Annotated in this window: 17 protein-coding genes and 1 pseudogene; 1 reads left to right on the top strand and 17 read right to left on the bottom strand. The window is 37.3% G+C overall.

What is annotated here, in order from left to right; translation table 11 throughout:
- Positions 1-615: 615 nt before the first annotated feature.
- The 6 genes from dhaM to tnpA form a co-directional block, all read right to left on the bottom strand.
- Entirely contained in the window at positions 616-996 is a 381-nt protein-coding gene (gene dhaM / locus FYJ25_RS07910) for a dihydroxyacetone kinase phosphoryl donor subunit DhaM (protein WP_021907692.1), read from the bottom strand.
- 18 nt (positions 997-1,014) lie between these two features.
- Positions 1,015-1,638 carry a dihydroxyacetone kinase subunit DhaL gene (gene dhaL, locus FYJ25_RS07905; RefSeq protein WP_021907691.1) on the bottom strand — a complete coding sequence of 208 codons (624 nt, stop codon included), beginning with the start codon at positions 1,636-1,638 and terminating at the stop codon, positions 1,015-1,017.
- Positions 1,639-1,890: 252 nt separating this feature from the next.
- The gene (dhaK, locus tag FYJ25_RS07900; protein WP_021907690.1) at positions 1,891-2,889 is read right to left on the bottom strand and encodes a dihydroxyacetone kinase subunit DhaK; all 999 of its coding nucleotides are present in this window, start codon (positions 2,887-2,889) and stop codon (positions 1,891-1,893) included.
- A 326-nt stretch (positions 2,890-3,215) separates the two neighbouring features.
- Positions 3,216-3,392, bottom strand: coding sequence for a 30S ribosomal protein S21 (gene rpsU, locus FYJ25_RS07895; RefSeq protein WP_005346250.1), 177 nt, complete (start codon positions 3,390-3,392; stop codon positions 3,216-3,218).
- A gap of 310 nt (positions 3,393-3,702) precedes the next feature.
- Positions 3,703-4,821: an IS200/IS605 family element RNA-guided endonuclease TnpB gene (gene tnpB, locus FYJ25_RS07890; RefSeq protein ID WP_330578310.1), complete on the bottom strand. Its 1,119-nt coding sequence runs from the start codon at positions 4,819-4,821 to the stop codon at positions 3,703-3,705.
- 4 nt (positions 4,822-4,825) lie between these two features.
- Positions 4,826-5,239: an IS200/IS605 family transposase gene (gene tnpA / locus FYJ25_RS07885; protein WP_154580991.1), complete on the bottom strand. Its 414-nt coding sequence runs from the start codon at positions 5,237-5,239 to the stop codon at positions 4,826-4,828.
- A gap of 111 nt (positions 5,240-5,350) precedes the next feature.
- Here tnpA and FYJ25_RS07880 point away from each other — a divergent pair, with 111 nt between their 5' ends.
- Positions 5,351-5,524: a hypothetical protein gene (locus FYJ25_RS07880; RefSeq protein ID WP_154580990.1), complete on the top strand. Its 174-nt coding sequence runs from the start codon at positions 5,351-5,353 to the stop codon at positions 5,522-5,524.
- 493 nt (positions 5,525-6,017) lie between these two features.
- On the opposite strand, the gene FYJ25_RS07875 is transcribed toward FYJ25_RS07880, so the two are convergent.
- From FYJ25_RS07875 to FYJ25_RS07825, 11 genes and pseudogenes are all read right to left on the bottom strand, one after another.
- Positions 6,018-6,428, bottom strand: a complete 411-nt coding sequence (locus FYJ25_RS07875; protein ID WP_021907489.1) for a peptide deformylase — start codon at positions 6,426-6,428, stop codon at positions 6,018-6,020.
- Between the two features lie 516 nt (positions 6,429-6,944).
- Positions 6,945-9,581: an alanine--tRNA ligase gene (alaS, locus tag FYJ25_RS07870; protein ID WP_154580989.1), complete on the bottom strand. Its 2,637-nt coding sequence runs from the start codon at positions 9,579-9,581 to the stop codon at positions 6,945-6,947.
- A 115-nt stretch (positions 9,582-9,696) separates the two neighbouring features.
- Positions 9,697-9,852 carry a vanadium nitrogenase gene (locus FYJ25_RS07865; RefSeq protein ID WP_123864842.1) on the bottom strand — a complete coding sequence of 52 codons (156 nt, stop codon included), beginning with the start codon at positions 9,850-9,852 and terminating at the stop codon, positions 9,697-9,699.
- Positions 9,853-10,067: 215 nt separating this feature from the next.
- On the bottom strand, positions 10,068-10,877 hold the full coding sequence (gene larE / locus FYJ25_RS07860) for an ATP-dependent sacrificial sulfur transferase LarE (RefSeq protein ID WP_154580988.1): 810 nt from the start codon (positions 10,875-10,877) through the stop codon (positions 10,068-10,070).
- Between the two features lie 115 nt (positions 10,878-10,992).
- Positions 10,993-11,313 (bottom strand): annotated as a pseudogene (hisI, locus tag FYJ25_RS07855) (phosphoribosyl-AMP cyclohydrolase); the annotation flags it as partial.
- A gap of 15 nt (positions 11,314-11,328) precedes the next feature.
- Positions 11,329-11,919: an imidazoleglycerol-phosphate dehydratase HisB gene (gene hisB / locus FYJ25_RS07850; RefSeq protein ID WP_021906642.1), complete on the bottom strand. Its 591-nt coding sequence runs from the start codon at positions 11,917-11,919 to the stop codon at positions 11,329-11,331.
- A gap of 2 nt (positions 11,920-11,921) precedes the next feature.
- Positions 11,922-13,220 (bottom strand): histidinol dehydrogenase, encoded by a 1,299-nt coding sequence (gene hisD, locus FYJ25_RS07845; protein WP_096239593.1) that lies wholly within the window; start codon positions 13,218-13,220, stop codon positions 11,922-11,924.
- Between the two features lie 52 nt (positions 13,221-13,272).
- Positions 13,273-13,914 (bottom strand): ATP phosphoribosyltransferase, encoded by a 642-nt coding sequence (hisG, locus tag FYJ25_RS07840; protein WP_154580987.1) that lies wholly within the window; start codon positions 13,912-13,914, stop codon positions 13,273-13,275.
- A gap of 1 nt (position 13,915) precedes the next feature.
- Positions 13,916-15,181 carry an ATP phosphoribosyltransferase regulatory subunit gene (gene hisZ / locus FYJ25_RS07835; protein WP_021906752.1) on the bottom strand — a complete coding sequence of 422 codons (1,266 nt, stop codon included), beginning with the start codon at positions 15,179-15,181 and terminating at the stop codon, positions 13,916-13,918.
- Positions 15,182-15,515: 334 nt separating this feature from the next.
- Complete coding sequence (locus FYJ25_RS07830; protein WP_154580986.1) at positions 15,516-17,246, bottom strand: recombinase family protein; 1,731 nt, start codon at positions 17,244-17,246, stop codon at positions 15,516-15,518.
- 65 nt (positions 17,247-17,311) lie between these two features.
- Positions 17,312-17,461, bottom strand: a complete 150-nt coding sequence (locus FYJ25_RS07825; protein ID WP_044921755.1) for an SHOCT domain-containing protein — start codon at positions 17,459-17,461, stop codon at positions 17,312-17,314.
- Positions 17,462-17,988 lie beyond the last annotated feature (527 nt).

The raw sequence follows: 17,988 nt of genomic DNA, 5'->3' as shown, positions 1-17,988 counted from the left end.
ATTCTCCAGAAGGTTATGGATCCTCAGGAAATTAAAATCTAAAGGATTGACTCATTTCTTCTGGAGTTTTCCATCTGAATAGAAATTGTATACTTCTGGATAATCCCCTTGTTTTTTAACTGAGTTGTAGGATGAGGTTAGACAGCCGCTATAATAGAACTTCTTGCTGAATTGCAAGGAAACTATAGTAAAGGAAAGAGAATTTTTATAAGTATTGCATTTTGTGACTTTGCGCTGTGGAATTTTGCCTCAAAAAACGAAAACTTTGGACTCGTTTTTCCGAAGTTTTCGTTTTTTGAGGCAAAATGTAGCGTTTGGCGCAACGGAACAAAATCAAACTTATAAAAATTCTCTTTTCTTTAGAAACCTTAATACAATTCAGTTAAGCAATCTCTCTTCAGCGGCGTCTGTTGCCCCCTGCAATAGAACTTCCTTCTGGCATATTCCATGTTACTAAACTGTGAATTTGGATTAAACAGAAAAAAGAAAAAACACGATATCCCAGATGCGGCTTCGGAGTGTATTTAAGATGCAGACGAGCATCTTAAATACAGCAACTACAGAGCAGATAGGATATCGTGTTTTTTCTTTTTTCGTCTATACAAAATTTACAAATTAGAATTTTGCCTGTTCTTTCGATGCTTGTGCTACCTGCACAACTTCTTCAAGAGAAGCTCCTCCTGCGGCAACTACTGCGGCTGCAATCGTTCCTTCTGCAACAGGACAATCAACCATCTTGATCTTGCGGTCTTCCATAGATTCTAAGACCATCTCTGTTGTCATAACAGCGCTTCCTAAATCCATAAAGATTGCTACGCCATCCTCACTATACACTTCCTCGACTGCTTCTGTAATTTTTTCAAAGCTTGTCCCAAATCCGCCGTCATCCATTCCACCGGCTGCCTTCATCGGTGTTTCCGGTGCCATTAAAGATGCCAATTCCACAACACCTTCTGCTAACTTCTGGCTATGGGATACAACAACAATACCTACCATGTTTCTAATTCCTTTCTCTTATGCAAGTTCCTGTACTGCTTTAAGCATTAATGTAAATGAAGTAGCGCCCGGATCCTGATGTCCGATACTTCTTTCTCCAAGATAGCTTGCACGACCTTTTGTTGCGATAATTGTCTTTGTATATTCAATACCTTCTTCCGCTGCCTTTACACCTGCTTCTAAAGCTTTCTTTGCATCTTTATCTGCTTCATAGGAAGCTGCAATTGCATCATGTGCCGGAATCATGGCATCAAGCATAGTCTTCTCGCCTTTTACTGCTTTACCACGCTTCATGATACCGTCAATAGAAACCTGAAGCATTTCGATAAAGTCATTCATATCCATCTCTGTCTTACCATTCAGTAAAGCACCTGACTTCATAAATGCTGTTCCGTATAAAGGACCGGAAGCACCACCAACAGTAGAAACAAGCTTCATTCCGATTGCTTTTAAAATAGCTCCGATATCTTTGCCTTCAAATGTTCCTTCAATTGTTTTAACTGCATCAAAACCACGTGCAAGATTAATTCCATGGTCACCGTCACCAATTACATTATCAAGCTCTGTTAAAAATAACTTCTGCTCATCTACATCTGCAATAATCTTGTCAATGATCTCAATTACTTTTTTTACGTCTGCCATAATTATGTCCTCTTTCCTGATATTATGCTGTTGAGGTCAAAAAGTATTTTGACCCTTTTGATACCAAATCATTACATGCTTTACACTCTTGCAAGCATACTTGCATCGGCTTTCTAGCCTTTTACCCTGGTATCATATTAATACTGTAACAAAAGACCCACGCAGATTACGCCGGTCTTTTTATAATTCATTGTAACCTGTCTAAGGTCAGTCTGTCAATAACTGACCTTAGACAGTCTGCCTGTTGTTCTATTATTTTGCAACGGTAAGTGCAGGAGTATCTGCCTCATCATCTAAAAGTTCTTTCATCTGATCATCCAGACGAAGTAATGTGATAGAGAATCCTTCCATCTCAAGAGATGTCATGTATTCGCCTACCATTGTCTTATATACTTTGATACCTTTCTCAGCTAAAACATCTGCCACATGATTATTAACGATGAACAGTTCCATTAAAGGAGTAGATCCACATCCATTAATCATCACTGCAACTTCAGATCCTGCATAGTCGATATCTGCTAAAATCTTCTCAAGGAGTGTATCAACAATCTCATCTGCTGTTTCAAGAGGCTTCTTCTCAACACCAGGCTCTCCATGGATACCAATACCGATTTCCATCTCATCGTCAGCCAGTTCAAATCCAGGTTCTCCAGCTGCTGGTACAGTACAAGGCTTAATAGCCATACCCATTGTTCTTACGTTATCGATAACTTTCTGAGCAACAGCCTGTACTTCATCAAGGCTTGCTCCTCTTTCTGCTAATGCTCCGGCAATCTTATGTACAAATACAGTTCCGGCAACACCACGACGACCTGTTGTATATAAAGAATCCTGTACAGCTACGTCATCATTAACAACAACTTCTTTTACATCGATGCCATCCATATCCGCTGCCATCTCTGCTGCCATCTCGAAGTTAAGAACATCACCTGTATAATTCTTTACTACCATTAAAACGCCCTTGCCATCATCAACGGCTTTAATTCCTTCATAAATCTGGTCAGGAGTAGGAGAAGTAAATACAGCACCTGCAACTGCAGCATCTAACATACCTTTTCCAACGAATCCGCCATGTGCTGGCTCATGTCCGCTTCCACCACCACTGATTAATGCTACCTTGCCAGTCTTCTTCTGCGCTCTGACAACAACATTACCACAGTCAAGCTTCTTAACATACTGAGGGAAAGCCTTAACCATACCTTCTATCATCTGGTTTTCTACCTGATCTACTGCATTAATAATCTTCTTCAAAATAATCTCCTCCTTCAAAGAAATAATATATCATTGGAAGTATATGATAACTCATACACTCATTCCAGTTTTAATAATATCACTTTTGTATAAATCGGTCAATTAGTTTTGTGCAATTTTAAGGATATTTTGAATAACTATTTATAAAAGAAAGTTTTTCTTTTGTGAACTTTACATAATCACAATTATGTCTAATTTGATCTATTTGGAAAATGGACACAGACGAAGTCTGGGAACTAAATTTCTAAATCTCAAACCTCCCCAGGATATCCTTAAAAAACAACATGAAAAAAGGACATCCTTAACTGGATGTCCTCTTACAGCACTTATTTATATTTTCGTTTTCTAGCAGCTTCAGATTTCTTTTTACGTTTCACACTTGGTTTCTCATAGTGTTCTCTTTTACGAATCTCCTGCTGAATACCTGCTTTAGCACAGCTTCTCTTAAAACGACGAAGAGCGCTGTCTAAAGATTCGTTTTCTTTAACGATAATACTTGACATTGACTCACCTAACCTCCCTCCAGTTGCGTATTGTGCCTAATACAACTGTCTGGGTATTTTTGCACTGTCTAACATTATAGCACAAAATACTAATTCGTCAATAACTTTTTTAAAATTTTTTAAATAAATTATTTCTCCAGTTCTTTTACCTCTTTATTTTGGTTATTATATCAGATGTGACATCCTCCCCCACCTATAGAGGTGTGGGCTTCCCAACTTCGGCAAGTTTGGTTCTCGTTCGATAGCACTACCGTGCTAAGCATATGCGAGCTATCCCCGTGTGTCCCACGGTTGTATTTGTTCTCTACGGTCATGCAATTACCAGCCGCATTCCCTCATTTCTGATATTTATCGCCGCATTTACATCTCTGTCGTGATGGGTTCCACACTGCGGACAATCCCACTCTCTTATCGCAAGATTTTTCGTTTTTGTATTTTTGTAACCACAAACAGAACAGGTCTGGCTGCTTGCAAAAAATCTATCCACTCTCACAATCTTTTTCCCCTGTTCCTCCAGTTTGTATTTCAAAAATGTTGTGAACATTCCCCAGCCGTTATCTGAAACGGATTTTCCAAATTTCAACGACCGTGACATTGCTTTCATATCCAAATCTTCTATACATATGCAATCATAGGCATTGGCTATCTGTCTTGACTGCTTATGCAGAAAGTCTTTTCTTTGATTGGAAACCTTTTCGTGAAGTTTTGCCACTTTAAGCCTCTGCTTATTGCGATTGTTTGAACCTTTCTGCATTTTGGAAAGCTTACGTTGTTCTCTCGCTAATTTTTTCTCTGCGTTCCTGTAATACCTTGGATAGGCAGGCTCCTTACCGTTGCTGTCACGATATAATTCATGCATGGAAAAATCTAAACCTAAAAACTTTTGCAGCTCCTTTTCCTGTACTTGGTCTTCATACTCAAAAAGAATACTTACATAGTATTTTCCACTTGGGGTCTGACTTACTGTTACAGATTTCAGTCTGTATTCACTTGGAACAGACCTGTGCTGTTTTAAGCGGACTTGGCCAATCTTAGGTAATTTCAAATATCCATTAGACAGAGTCATGTTCCCATTGATGCAGACCGTGGAATAGCTGTTTTTATTCCGCTTTTTTGATTTGAATCTTGGGAAACCTGTTTTCGGCTGTTTGAAAAAGTTCTGAAATGCCGTATCAAGGTGTCTGAGCGATTGCTGTAATGCAATACTATCTACTTCCTTTAAAAATCCGTATTCTTCCGTTTTCTTCATTGCAACCATTTCTTTTGCACAAATGGTATATGTTACGTTTGTCTTGTTCTCCTCGTACTGCCGGATCTTTCTATCAAGCCAATGATTATACACCATTCTGACACATCCAAAAGTCTTAGCAAACAAAATCTTCTGTTCATCATTGGGATACATTCTGAATTTATATGCTCTGTTTGCCACTCTGTCACTTCCTTTTTCGGTCCCTTTGTCCCTGACTTTCTATATATTTTTTGATCACTTCAATTGGCGCATCGCCTGTTGTAATCAAACAAAAACTCTTGCTCCAGAAATGTTCTTTCCACAACTTTTGCCGTATCTGTGGAAACTCTTTCTTAAGAAGTCTGCTGCTTGCACTCTTATATGCATTTATGAACTTACTTATTTCCGTATTGGGGTGTGCCCTGAAAAGGATATGTATATGGTCTTTATCGTGCTTCCATTCCTCAAGAGTAATATTGTAGTTTGGAGCAATATACTCAAATATCTCTTTCGCCCTGCTGGAAATACCATCATCAAAAACCTGTCTACGATACTTGACCACAAGCACAAGATGATAGTGCAGTAAGAACACTGAATGTGCATTATTATCTAAATTCATTGTATTTCAGCCTTTCTTTATCATTCGACTGAATATATTATACTATGATTAGAATGCAATATCAAGTAGGTAACAGACGCAATTTATCTCCCACCTTAGGTCGGAGTCTTCTTGCTAGAAAAGGATAAACAGATTCTGGCAAGAATTTTAAAATACAGTGTAGAAGAATTTAAAGAATATGATATACTGGAGATAATCAATAGAATTGAGGAAGTAGAGATATTAGAAGTTCCAGTCGATGCAGGACTTTCTCACAAAAGTAAAAAAGAATTATTTAAAAAATGAATGCGGCGTAGAGATGACTAAAGAATTAGAAAGGAAGGTGGAAGCGATGGGAGAAAGTATGGGTCGTGCATATTACAGGGAATGCTAGAAGATGCCTGGGATAAGGGAGTAGCACAAGAACGTAGAAATACGAAAAAAGAACGGGAAAATCTTCAAAGGGAACGAGAAAATACTCAAAAGGAACGGGAACACGTAATTGCTGCATTCATTTCTTTTGGAATACCAAAAGAAAAAATATTAGAAAAAAGATATACCGAAGAAGAATATACGAAAGTCAAGAAAAAACTGTTCTCTTAATATTTATCTTATGATTTACCATAGGTAAGTTAACAAAATTGACGAAACCAGCACCGAAAGAGAGAAGAGACTCTATATTGTGCCCTTAGAACGAGGATTGAATGTGAGCGCAAAAGCGAACATTCAACCCACAAGTGATAGAGTCACAGATATAGAGTCTCTTCTCTCTTTTGGTGCGTCTGTTTTGCTTCACAAATCAAATAATTATCCCTTCGCAATGATCCACCTCATGCTGTATAATCTGTGCCACCCAGCCTTTATACTTCTGGTGCTGTTTTTTAAAATGAATATCTTCATACTCCACTTCTATCTCCTGATATCGAGTCGTTTTTCTAACTCCTTTTAAAGATAAACAGCCTTCTTCCGCTTCATATGGTCCTTTTTTACTCACAATCATCGGATTTAACATCGCAATATTCGCAAATCCCATATTCACCGCAATAATTCTTTTGTTTACCCCAATCATATTTGCTGCCATTCCAACACAACCAGCTTCATTTGCCTTTAACGTATCAAGTAAATCCTGCACTACTGACATATCGTTTTTTGTCGCAGGAACTGCTTTCTTTTTGAGAAACAAAACATCTCTCATAATTGGTCGAATCATAAACTATCCTCCTATCGAAATTCTGATTTGATGGACTAAGAAACGAAAACCAGAATTTTGATATAGAACAAAATGTGAAGATAGTCGCGGCGTAGAAAATGCCTAACCGGCATTTTTACTTGCTCCGACATCACATTTTGTTCTATATCAAATTTCTGCTTTTCTATTCTTTTGCGCCAGATGAAATCAGGAGTTTGTGTGAAAAAAATGAGAATTTTCCCCAGAAGCCCATGTTTTTTCTCTTTTCCCATATTTTTATCAGCTCAGTAATATCCAACAATTTATACCTCAGCCCTTTAGAAATTAATTTCCCGGAAAGCTATATTCTTCTGGTACATTCCACGTTGCCCAACTGTAGATTTAAAATAGCCAGAAAAAAGAAAAAATACCATATCCCAGATGCGGCTTCGGAGCGTGTTTAAGATGCGGACGAGCATCTTAAACACAGCGACTACAGAGCAGATGGGATATGGTATTTTTTCTTTTTTTATCTATACGAAATCTACAAATTAAGTTTTATAATTGTTCTTTTGCGATTTCCACTGCTTTTTCTAATGCAGCTTTAATTCCTGCTGGATTCTTTCCACCGGCCTGAGCCATATTTGGACGTCCACCACCGCCGCCACCTACTAAGGCTGCTGCCTCTTTGATGATCTTTCCTGCATGTGCACCTGCTTTTACAGCATCATCTGTTGCAGTTACGATTAAGTTAACTTTTCCGCCCATATCGGAAGCAAGAATAATAACACCGCTTCCAATCTTATCTTTAAGGTCATCACCTAAAGTACGCAGAGCATTCATATCAACGTCTTTTACGGATACTGGAAGTACTTTGTAATCGCCTGCTTCCACTACCTGATCCATTACATCTGCAACTTCACTCTTTGCAATCTGATCTTTTAACTTTTCATTCTCTGCAGTAAGTGCTTTGATCTCGTCAAGCATGGACTGAATCTTTTCTGCTAATTTATGAGGCTCTGCCTTTGCTGCTTTTGCTGCTTCATGAAGTGTTTTTTCTTCATCAAGGTAATATTTCATTACACCGTCTCCGGTTAATGCCTCGATACGTCTTACTCCTGCTGCAACACCTGTCTCAGAAATAATCTTAAATGCTTTGATTACTCCTGTGTGTGGTACATGTGTACCTGCACAAAATTCTTTGGAGAAGTCTCCCATTGTAACAACTCGTACTTTGTCACCATATTTTTCTCCGAATAATGCCATTGCACCAGTCTTCTTTGCTTCATCAACACTCATAATCTCTGTGTTTACAGCGATATCTTCCGCAATTTTATCATTTACCATCTTCTCTACTTCAGCGATTTCCTCTGCTGTTAATGCCTGGAAGTGAGAGAAGTCAAAACGAAGACGGTCTTTATCAACATAAGAACCGGACTGTTCTACATGATTTCCAAGAACGGTACGTAAAGATTTCTGAAGAAGATGTGTTGCACTGTGTCCTTTTGCTGTGTCTGCTCTCTGTGCTTTATTTACAGATAAAGTTACCGTATCACCAACTTTAAACATTCCTTTTGTGACATGTCCGATATGTCCGATCTTACCACCGAGCATCTTCACAACATCTTCTACAACAAATTCACCATCTTTACATGTGATCACACCACTGTCGGCATGCTGTCCGCCGCCTGTAGCGTAAAATGGTGTCTCATCAACAAAGATTGTTCCTGCCTGTCCGTCAGTTAATGCCTCTGTAAGCTCTGTATCTGTTGTCATAACTGTAATCTTAGAATCACATTCCTGTGTATCATATCCAACAAAAGTACTTGTTACAGATGGATCGATAGACTCATAAACCGTAACGTCAGCACCCATGTAGTTTGTTGTCTTTCTTGCATTCCTTGCTTTTTCTTTCTGCTCATTCATGCAAGCCTGGAATGCTTCTTCATTTACAGTGTATCCTTTTTCCTCAAGAATTTCTTTTGTAAGATCTAATGGGAATCCATACGTATCATAAAGTTTGAAGGCATCTTCACCATCAAGTTCTTTTACACCTTTTTCCTTCATGGATTCTTCTAAATCAGCAAGGATTGCAAGGCCCTGATCGATTGTCTTATTGAACTTACCTTCCTCCTGAATGATAACATTGTAAATGAAATCTTTCTTTTCTTCTAATTCCGGATAACCATCTTTAGAACCTTCAATCACTGTCTTGCTAAGTTCTGCTAAAAACTTACCTTCGATACCAAGTAAACGTCCATGACGAGCTGCTCTTCTGATAATACGACGAAGAACATATCCACGACCTTCATTACTTGGCATGATACCATCAGAAATCATAAATGTAGCGGAACGGATATGGTCTGTGATCAGACGGATTGAAATGTCATCCTGTTCATTCTCTTTATAATTCTTCTTTGCTACTTCACAAATCTTGTCACGCAGGGAACGAATCGTATCTACATCAAAAATAGATCCTACATCCTGAACAATAACAGCAAGACGCTCTAATCCCATACCGGTATCAATATTTTTCTGTTTTAATGTTGTATAGTTATTATGTCCGTCATTTTCAAACTGAGTAAATACGTTGTTCCATACTTCCATGTAACGGTCACAATCGCAACCTACCGTACAACCTGGCTTACCACAGCCGTATTTTTCTCCGCGGTCATAATAAATCTCAGAACAAGGACCACAAGGACCTGCACCATGTTCCCAGAAGTTATCTTCTTTTCCAAACTTAAAAATGCGTTCCGGAGCAATTCCAATCTCATCTCTCCAGATAGCAAATGCCTCATCGTCTTCTAAGTATACAGATGGATATAATCTGTCTGCATCAAGCCCTACAACTTCTGTAAGGAACTCCCATGACCATGCGATTGCTTCGTGTTTAAAATAATCTCCAAAAGAGAAGTTACCAAGCATTTCAAAAAATGTACCATGACGGTCTGTCTTACCAACGTTTTCAATATCACCGGTACGAATACACTTCTGACAGGTTGTTACCCTCTTTCTTGGTGGTATCTCCTGTCCTGTAAAATAAGGTTTCAATGGTGCCATACCTGCATTGATCAGTAATAAACTGTTATCATTATGTGGAACCAGTGAGAAACTCTTCATTGCAAGATGTCCCTTGCTCTCAAAAAACTCCAGATACATTCTTCGAAGTTCGTTTACTCCATACTTTTTCAAAATTCTGTCCTCCTATAGTATCGCATATATTAATGCCGGTTATACCGACATGAAAGGGTGCTGGCAGAAAACAATCCGTTCTCCGTCAGCACCCTAAAATATATCGCTATGTTAATTATTTACCTGATGTATTTTCAGTACCAGCCGTATTGCTTTCCATGTTCTTCTTCGTTCTTAACTTCTTTCCACAAAAAATACCTCCGGCCGCGGCTGCTACCAGCAAAATAAACGTTATAATATATTGAACAAATGCACTTAATACAGCCGACATAGTAAAGGCCCTCCTTCTCATGCTGAAAATGTTTTCGGTTACATAAAGTTAGTATACCATATTTCATAAAAAACTGTAAACCTTTTTCTGATTTAATTCGTTGAAATGAACAGACGAACAAACATCCTCAAATCTTCTATCACTGGTGTAGTAATTCCTTTCCAGCCAAAGACAGGAAGTAAAAGGCTCTTAGTATAGTATCTGTGGTCTCGGAGCTACGCCAACACCTCATTCATGCTTCCTGTTCGGTAACCTTCCAGATCCAGGGAAACGTAGGTAAATCCGTATCGTTTGAGTTTATCTACGATTTCTTTTCGAAGTTTTTCGTCAAGAATTCTTGAAATGTCCTCCGGCAATAGTTCAATTCTTGCGATTGTACCATGAATCCGAACACGAAATTGATGAAATCCTTTTTCCCGAAGAAGCTCTTCTGCATGTTCTACCATAAGAAGCTTCTCTGATGTTATTGTCTCTCCATAAACAAATCGAGAAGCCAGGCAGGCAAAAGATGGTTTACTCCATGTCGGAAGATTCATCTGGTGAGATAGTTCTCTTATTTCTGCTTTGGTAAGCTCGGCTACCCGTAGCGGACTTTTTATTCCAAGCTCTGTGATTGCCTGCATTCCCGGTCGATAATCCCCTAAATCATCCATATTCGAACCTTCTGCAACATATGCCATCTGGTATTCTTCTGCTTTTTGTAAAAATTTTTCAAACAGACCTTTTTTACAAATATAACATCTATTTGGCGGGTTATCTTTAAAATGATGCAGTTCGGTGTCTCCTAAATCAAGAACAATCTGTTCCACACCAAGACTTTTACAAAATTGTTGTGCTTCTTTTGATTCTCTTTCCGGAAAAAGACAGGACTTTGCAGTTAACGCAATCACATTATCTCCTAATGCTTCTTTCGCCGCTGCTAAAAGAAAGGTGGAATCTACTCCTCCGGAAAAAGCGACTGCTACCGATCCAAGTTCTTTTAAATAATCCAGTAATCTCTGATATTTTACTTCTACATCGCTCATATCTTCTTTTTTCAGCTTCTTTCTATTAATCTTTATCTTAATCTTAATCTCAATTTTTATCTGTTTTTTCTATATTTCTTATAATTTCTATGTTTCCCTTATTTGTATTATTTTACTCCTCTTGCGCAAGTCTTGTAAAGAAACAGGTACGGTTTCCTGTATGACAAGCAGCTCCGATCTGCTCTACTTTTGCCAAAATCGTATCTTTATCACAGTCAATATCTAAAGACTTCACATACTGATAATGTCCGGAAGTATCTCCCTTCGTCCAAAGTTCCTGGCGGCTACGGCTAAAATAAGTCATTTTTCCTGTTTCCAATGTTTTTTCAAAGGATTCTTTTGTCATATAGGCAAGCATCAATACTTCATTTGTCTTATAATCCTGTGTAATAACCGGAATCATTCCATCACTGTTTAATTTGAATTCGTCAAAAGAAATGGTGCTTTTCATTTATAGTGCTCCTTTCGTAGAAAGTACATCTGTAATTCTTGGGTCATAGGAAGAAGCTTCATCCAAAGCTTTTGCAAACGCTTTAAACGCTGCTTCCATAATATGATGATTGTTACTTCCATGTATTAATTTTAAATGCAGATTCATTGCTGCACTGTAAGAAACTGCATAGAAAAATTCCTGTACCATTTCTGTATCAAACCCACCGACTTTTTCTACGGTAAATGGCAAATCACACACGCAATATGGTCTTCCGGATAAATCTACCGCACCAAGTACAAGCGTCTCGTCCATTGGAAGCAGGAAGTTTCCAAAACGTCGAATTCCTTTTTTATCTCCTACTGCTTCGCGAATTGCCTGTCCAAGTACAATACCTGTATCTTCAATCGTATGGTGACAATCGACTTCTAAATCTCCATCTACTTTGCAGGTCAGATCAAAAAAACCATGACGTGCAAAACTATTTAACATATGATCAAAAAAACCGATTCCTGTATCAATGTCATACTTTCCACTGCCATCTAAATTCAGCTCAACAACAATCTTTGTCTCACTGGTATTTCTCTCAACACGCGCTTTTCTTTCTGGCATCTCTACTCCTCCTCTTCAAAACGAACAGCAATAGAATTTGCATGCGCTGTCAATCCTTCCGCTTTTGCAAATGTTTCTATATCATTATGAATCGCTTTCAAAGCATCTTTTGAATAATAAATAATACTTGATTTCTTTACGAAATCATCGACATTTAACGGAGAGAAGAACTTCGCGGTTCCATTTGTAGGAAGAACATGGTTTGGTCCTGCAAAATAATCACCAAGTGGTTCTGAACTATACTCTCCAATAAAGATAGCTCCGGCATTTCTTACCTTAGTCATTACTTCAAATGGATTCGCTGTCACGATTTCAAGATGCTCGGAAGCAATCGCATTCACTACTTCTAACGCTTCATCTAATGTCTCTGCCTCTAAAATATAGCCAAAGTTTTCAAGGGATTTTTCAATAATCTCTGCTCTTGATAACTTCTTTAAGTAACCTTCAATCTCTTCCTGCACTTTCTCACCAAGTGTTTTACTTGTTGTCACTAAAATCGCGCTAGCAAGTTCATCATGTTCTGCCTGTGAAAGTAAATCTGCTGCAACATAATGCGGATTAGCCGTATCATCGGCAAGAACAAGAATCTCACTTGGTCCTGCAATAGAATCAATACTTACATGTCCATATACTGCTTTTTTGGCAAGAGCAACATAAATGTTTCCAGGACCTACAATCTTATCAACTTTTTCAATTGATTCTGTTCCATAAGCTAATGCACCGATTGCCTGCGCTCCACCAACTTTATAAATATGAGTAGCACCTGCTTCGTTTGCTGCTACTAATGTTGCCGGTGTTACTTCTCCATCTTTATTTGGAGGAGTAACCATCACGATTTTTTCTACTCCAGCTACCTTTGCCGGTACAATATTCATAAGTACAGAAGACGGATATGCTGCCTTTCCACCCGGTACATACACGCCAACAGAAGCTAAAGCTGTCATCTTCTGACCAAGAATCGTACCATCCGGTTTGGCATCAAACCAACTATTTCTCTTTTGTTTCTCATGATACTCACGAATATTTACAAGAGATTTACGGATAACTTCTACTAAAGAATCATCTACTTTTTCATATGCTGCCTTGATTTCTTCCTCTGTTACCTGAATCGTATCTTTTGTCAACTTACATTTATCAAACTTTTCTGTGTAAGCAAAAAGAGCTTCATCTCCCTTTTCCTTAATCTCGTCTAAAATACCCTGTACTGTTCCGGCATACTGGTCATAGTTATTTGGGCTTCTCTTTAATAAATCACTTAAAATATTTTTTGTATTTTCTTTATTTACCTTCAAAACTCTCATTTTCTTTTCCTCTGGAATGTTCTAATTTATTTTTGTCTCTATTTTTAACCATCTATTGCTGCTTCAGTTTACGCAGGTCATAAATCAGTTTACGAATTCTCTCCTGTTCCATCTTAAGACTTACCTGATTTACTACCATACGGGCAGAAAGATCACAAATTTCCTCTAAGACTGTAAGCCCGTTTGCCCTTAATGTAGAACCAGTCTCCACGATATCGACAATGACCTCAGAAAGTCCAACAATCGGAGCTAACTCCACCGAACCATTCAACTTGATAATCTCTACGGTCTGAAACTTTTTATTATAAAAATAATCTTTAGCAATGCTTGGATACTTAGAAGCTACACGAATAAGCTCTCCATGCTGTAACTTTTCTCTTGCACTTTCCGGTCCACAGACACACATCTTACACTTTCCAAAGCCCAAATCCATTACTTCGTAAAGGTTTCTTCCCTCTTCAAGAATCGTATCTTCTCCTACGATACCGATATCCGCTGCACCGTACTCTACATAAGTAGGAACGTCAGAAGCCTTCGCTAAGAAAAACTTAAGCTTTAAATCTTCATTGACAAAAATAAGCTTTCTTGTCTCTTTATCACGAATGGAATCACAGGTAATACCAAGTTTTTCAAACATATCCATTGTTTTATTGGCAAGTCTTCCCTTTGCCAGAGCAAATGTTAAATAGCGCATCTTAATATTCCTCCCTGAATTCCTGTAATGTCTTTGTCTCCTGCTCTCCGGAAGCCATATCATAAACAGTGACATTCTCCCCATCTAAATAGAGGATTCCTTCTGCTCCCTGATTCTTTCCAAAAGCAAGATATTCTTCTAACGTCTTTCCTTCTGTCATGGAAACGAGTTCCGTCCGCACTCCGGCATCTCTTAACTTTACAACTAACGGAATCGCATTCTGTCTGTCCTCTGATTTATAAAGAAGTAAAGAATAGGCATATTCTTTTAAGGAAATGCTGATATTCTGACGGCTTAATGCAGATAGTACATCATCAATCAAAATGGTAAATCCGCTAGCACTTGCTTCCTTACCAAACTGCGCTAAAAGGTTATCATAACGTCCACCTTTTCCAATCGCATCTCCAGTTCCATAAGTATATCCCCGGAAAATAATTCCTGTATAATAATCAAAATGGTTCACCATGCCAAGATCAAAACTTACATATTTTTCGTAACCGTAAAGCTTTAACACTTCATACACTTCCTCTAGTCTGGCAATTGCTGCCTGACAACGAGGATTTATCGTAAGCTTCTTTGCCTTTTCAAGCATGGTAACATCACCATATAAATCATTATACTCAAGCAGAATGTTACGATAACAATCTTTCATAGATAAATCCGATAAAAGAATCTCCATTCCAAGAGCATTCTTATTCTCAATATATTCGTGAATCTGCTCCTTAACTTCCTCAGAAGCTTCTAACGCATCCATAATTCCTTTATAAAACTCTGCCTGCCCGATATCTATACGAAAATCCGTAAGACCTGCTGCAAGGAAACAGTCAATCATCATGATGATTCCCTCTGCATCTGCTTCCGGACTGTCATCATTAATAAGTTCCGCTCCCATCTCCGTCTTCTCAGTAAGCTTACCTTGATAACTCCTGTTATTTAAAAATGTATTCCCGCGGTAAGAAAGACGAAGTGGAAATTCACAGGCACTATAATACTTTGCCACACTTCTTGCAATAGAAGGCGTCATATCCGGGCGAAGCACTAACGTATTATTATTTCTATCAAAAAACTTAAACATCTCTACAGAACTTACAGTTCCTGTATCACTGTTAAATATATCAAAAAATTCAAATGTTGGTGTCTCAATATCCTGATAGCCGTAAAGCTCTAATATATGATGAATCCGCTTCTCCACCGCTGACTTTCTCTTACATTCTGAGTTATAAATATCTCTTACTCCCTCTGGAGTGTGGAGCAGTTTTTCTTTCATTAATGTTATCCTCCTAAATTAAAATCTCATTCACCACTTTTATAAAATTGTCTGAGCTATTCTCATAAAAAAATAATTTTATTACCTGTTTTCTCTTTTAATTTATAAAAATCTATAAAAGAAAGAGCCTGCATTCACAGACTCTTTTGTGACAATCTTCTTGCCCTTTAAATACTCTGTCACAATAAAGTGGTAACGCATTAAAACTGTTTATGATTATACTCGTGACCGCCCATTTTGTCAACCAGAGAACAGAACTTTTTCTAATTGATTCCTGTAAAATTAATTGAAATTATGGTCATCCATATCTCCATCTCCATCAAATTCAACAGGATCAATGTGTGTTGTCACTATTACAAGGATACAAATCTTTTACCTCGCTTGTAATATAGGAACACAATTTTCCATCCACTCTCCCTGATGTGTTTTCATATCGTTTCTTTGCATTTTCAATTTCGTCTTTGAATCCTGTTTTATATATGAAAATTATTTTATAGGGATCTTCTTTTCCATTCTCATCATAACCGCCGATAATAACCTTTTCGACAATACTTTCAAATATTTCTCTATCAAACTCTTCCAATGTCTGATTTTTTAGTAATGCTTTTTTAAAATCTTTAAGTCTCTTTTGCAAACTGTTTTCACTATTGTATTGTTGTTCCAATTCAATCAAATCTTGGTTTGCTTTAAATATTTTTTTATCTAAATCTAAATCTGCCTCTTCATAAATATCTTTAGCAATACCTCCATCTAAATACTTATCTAATAATTTTCTTCTCCTATATTTCAAATTACGAATAGACTGATCTATCTTTTTGATTCTGTCTTTTATTGAATCGCCAGACAATGTCTCTTCAATCCTTTTTATAAATTCTTCTAATACATCTTTGTGATCAGAACATAGCATCTGATAAGATTCAACAAAAGCTTTTTCTATAACTTGTTCTGGAATGCCTTTAGCTTCTGGACAAAAACGCTTTCCTTTTCTTATATTCCTTCCACAATGCCATATAATTTTTTCGTATTTTGAATGACTATGCCAACATCTCCTTGATACAGTCTCTCCACAAAAGCCACATTCCAACATACTGCTGAATGCATATTGTCTACTATATTTTTCTCTTTTTCCAGTCTCTACTCCATTTACCCGCCCCTTACTCCGGCGCTGACGAATTTCTTGAGCTTTTTCAAAAATTTCTTTTGATATAATAGCTTCATGGTGATTTTCTATATAAAAACGGTCTTCCTCACCCATATTCGTTAATCTTCTTTTTGAAATCGGATCTACGGTGAAAGACTTTCCTAATAGTAAATCTCCCATATATTTTTCATTATTAATAATTCCCATCACACTTGAAGGAGACCACCGATTTCCATGAACTGTTGGAATTTCTTGTTCGTTCAATTCTCGTGCAATCATAGTGGAACCTGCACCAGCTACATATCTCTTAAATATATAGCCTACTGTTTTTGCCCCTTCTTCATTAATAGAAAGTGTTTTTGTTAATGGATCATAATCATACCCTAGACATTTTTGAAACCCTACAAGCTCTCCTCTTTTCATTTTCATTTTTAAGCCTTTTTTTACATATGCAGAGGTATTTTCTACTTCTTGCTGTGCAACAGAACTTAAAATTGTTAATAAAAATTCTCCATCCTTCAAGGTATTAATTTTTTCTACTTCAAAATATACCGCAACATTTCTTTCCTTTAACATTCTTACATATTTTAAAGTATCTAATGTATTTCTTGCAAATCTTGGAATACTTTTTGCAATTACTAAATCAATTTTACCAGATAGACATTCTTGAATCAATCTCTGAAATTCTTCACGTATATCTGCCTTTGTTCCTGTGATTGCCTTATCTGCAAATATTCCTGCAAATACCCACTGTTTATTATTGTGTATCAAATCTGTATAATATTTAATCATAGACTGATAACTCTTAGTCTGGTCTTCATCATCAGTACTAACACGACAATAGGCTGCTACTCTTAATCTCTCTATCTTTCTTTTTGAAGAAAGTTCTGTAGGTGTGTTAGCTTTAATTATTTTAACTTCCATATCCTCGCCTTTCTTGTATTCCTATCGTAGTGATACTATAATTGTATTATAATACACAGAAATAGTCAAGTAGTAATACTCGATACTACACTATAATCTTTTTTTATTGTTTTTTCTATTAATTGATACTCTTTTTCGCTTATAAGTTTCAACTGTAACAACTGTTTAAGCATTGATAACTGCAAGCTGTATCTTAGTAATTTTGTATTATCCATTTTCTCCTCCCGTTTAGCTTTGACCCCAAAAGAATGTGGCAGGATTACTTAATAAGTCATATCCTGCCACACGGCTTTCATTGTCAAATTCGGCATAAACTATGAAAATATAATTTATAGGTTGTTTTGTATACCCATTTGCTGCGTAATCATTGCAGATTACCTTAACCATAAAATTGTATGGTTCCGGCTCTAAGGTCTATGAGCCGACTGCCCAATCAGAAGTATCATTATATCTTTGCTCCACCTCACCGGTATCCTGGCATAAGTCTGTTACATACAAATGGCAAAATCATTTGATTTTCAAAGTACAGTTAGTTATCTAAGAAAGAAAGTCATCGCATATTCAAACTAAGCAGTCTCAAATTCTAAAGTCTTAGCAATCAATTTTGCCTCCAAACTGTTATTGACCTCTTAAAATAGCGTAATAATGATTAGCTTGCGTGTCTCTGGATTGTTCTGTATACTGTCATTAGTTTACAGAAAGAAAAAAGTCTCAGAGCACCTTCCCTGGAAAGTCGTGTACT

It is taken from the genome of Anaerobutyricum soehngenii (assembly GCF_009697165.1).
Classification (GTDB): domain Bacteria; phylum Bacillota; class Clostridia; order Lachnospirales; family Lachnospiraceae; genus Anaerobutyricum; species Anaerobutyricum soehngenii.
Note: the sequence above shows the minus strand (reverse complement) of the source record. Positions and strands in the feature narration are given on the sequence as shown.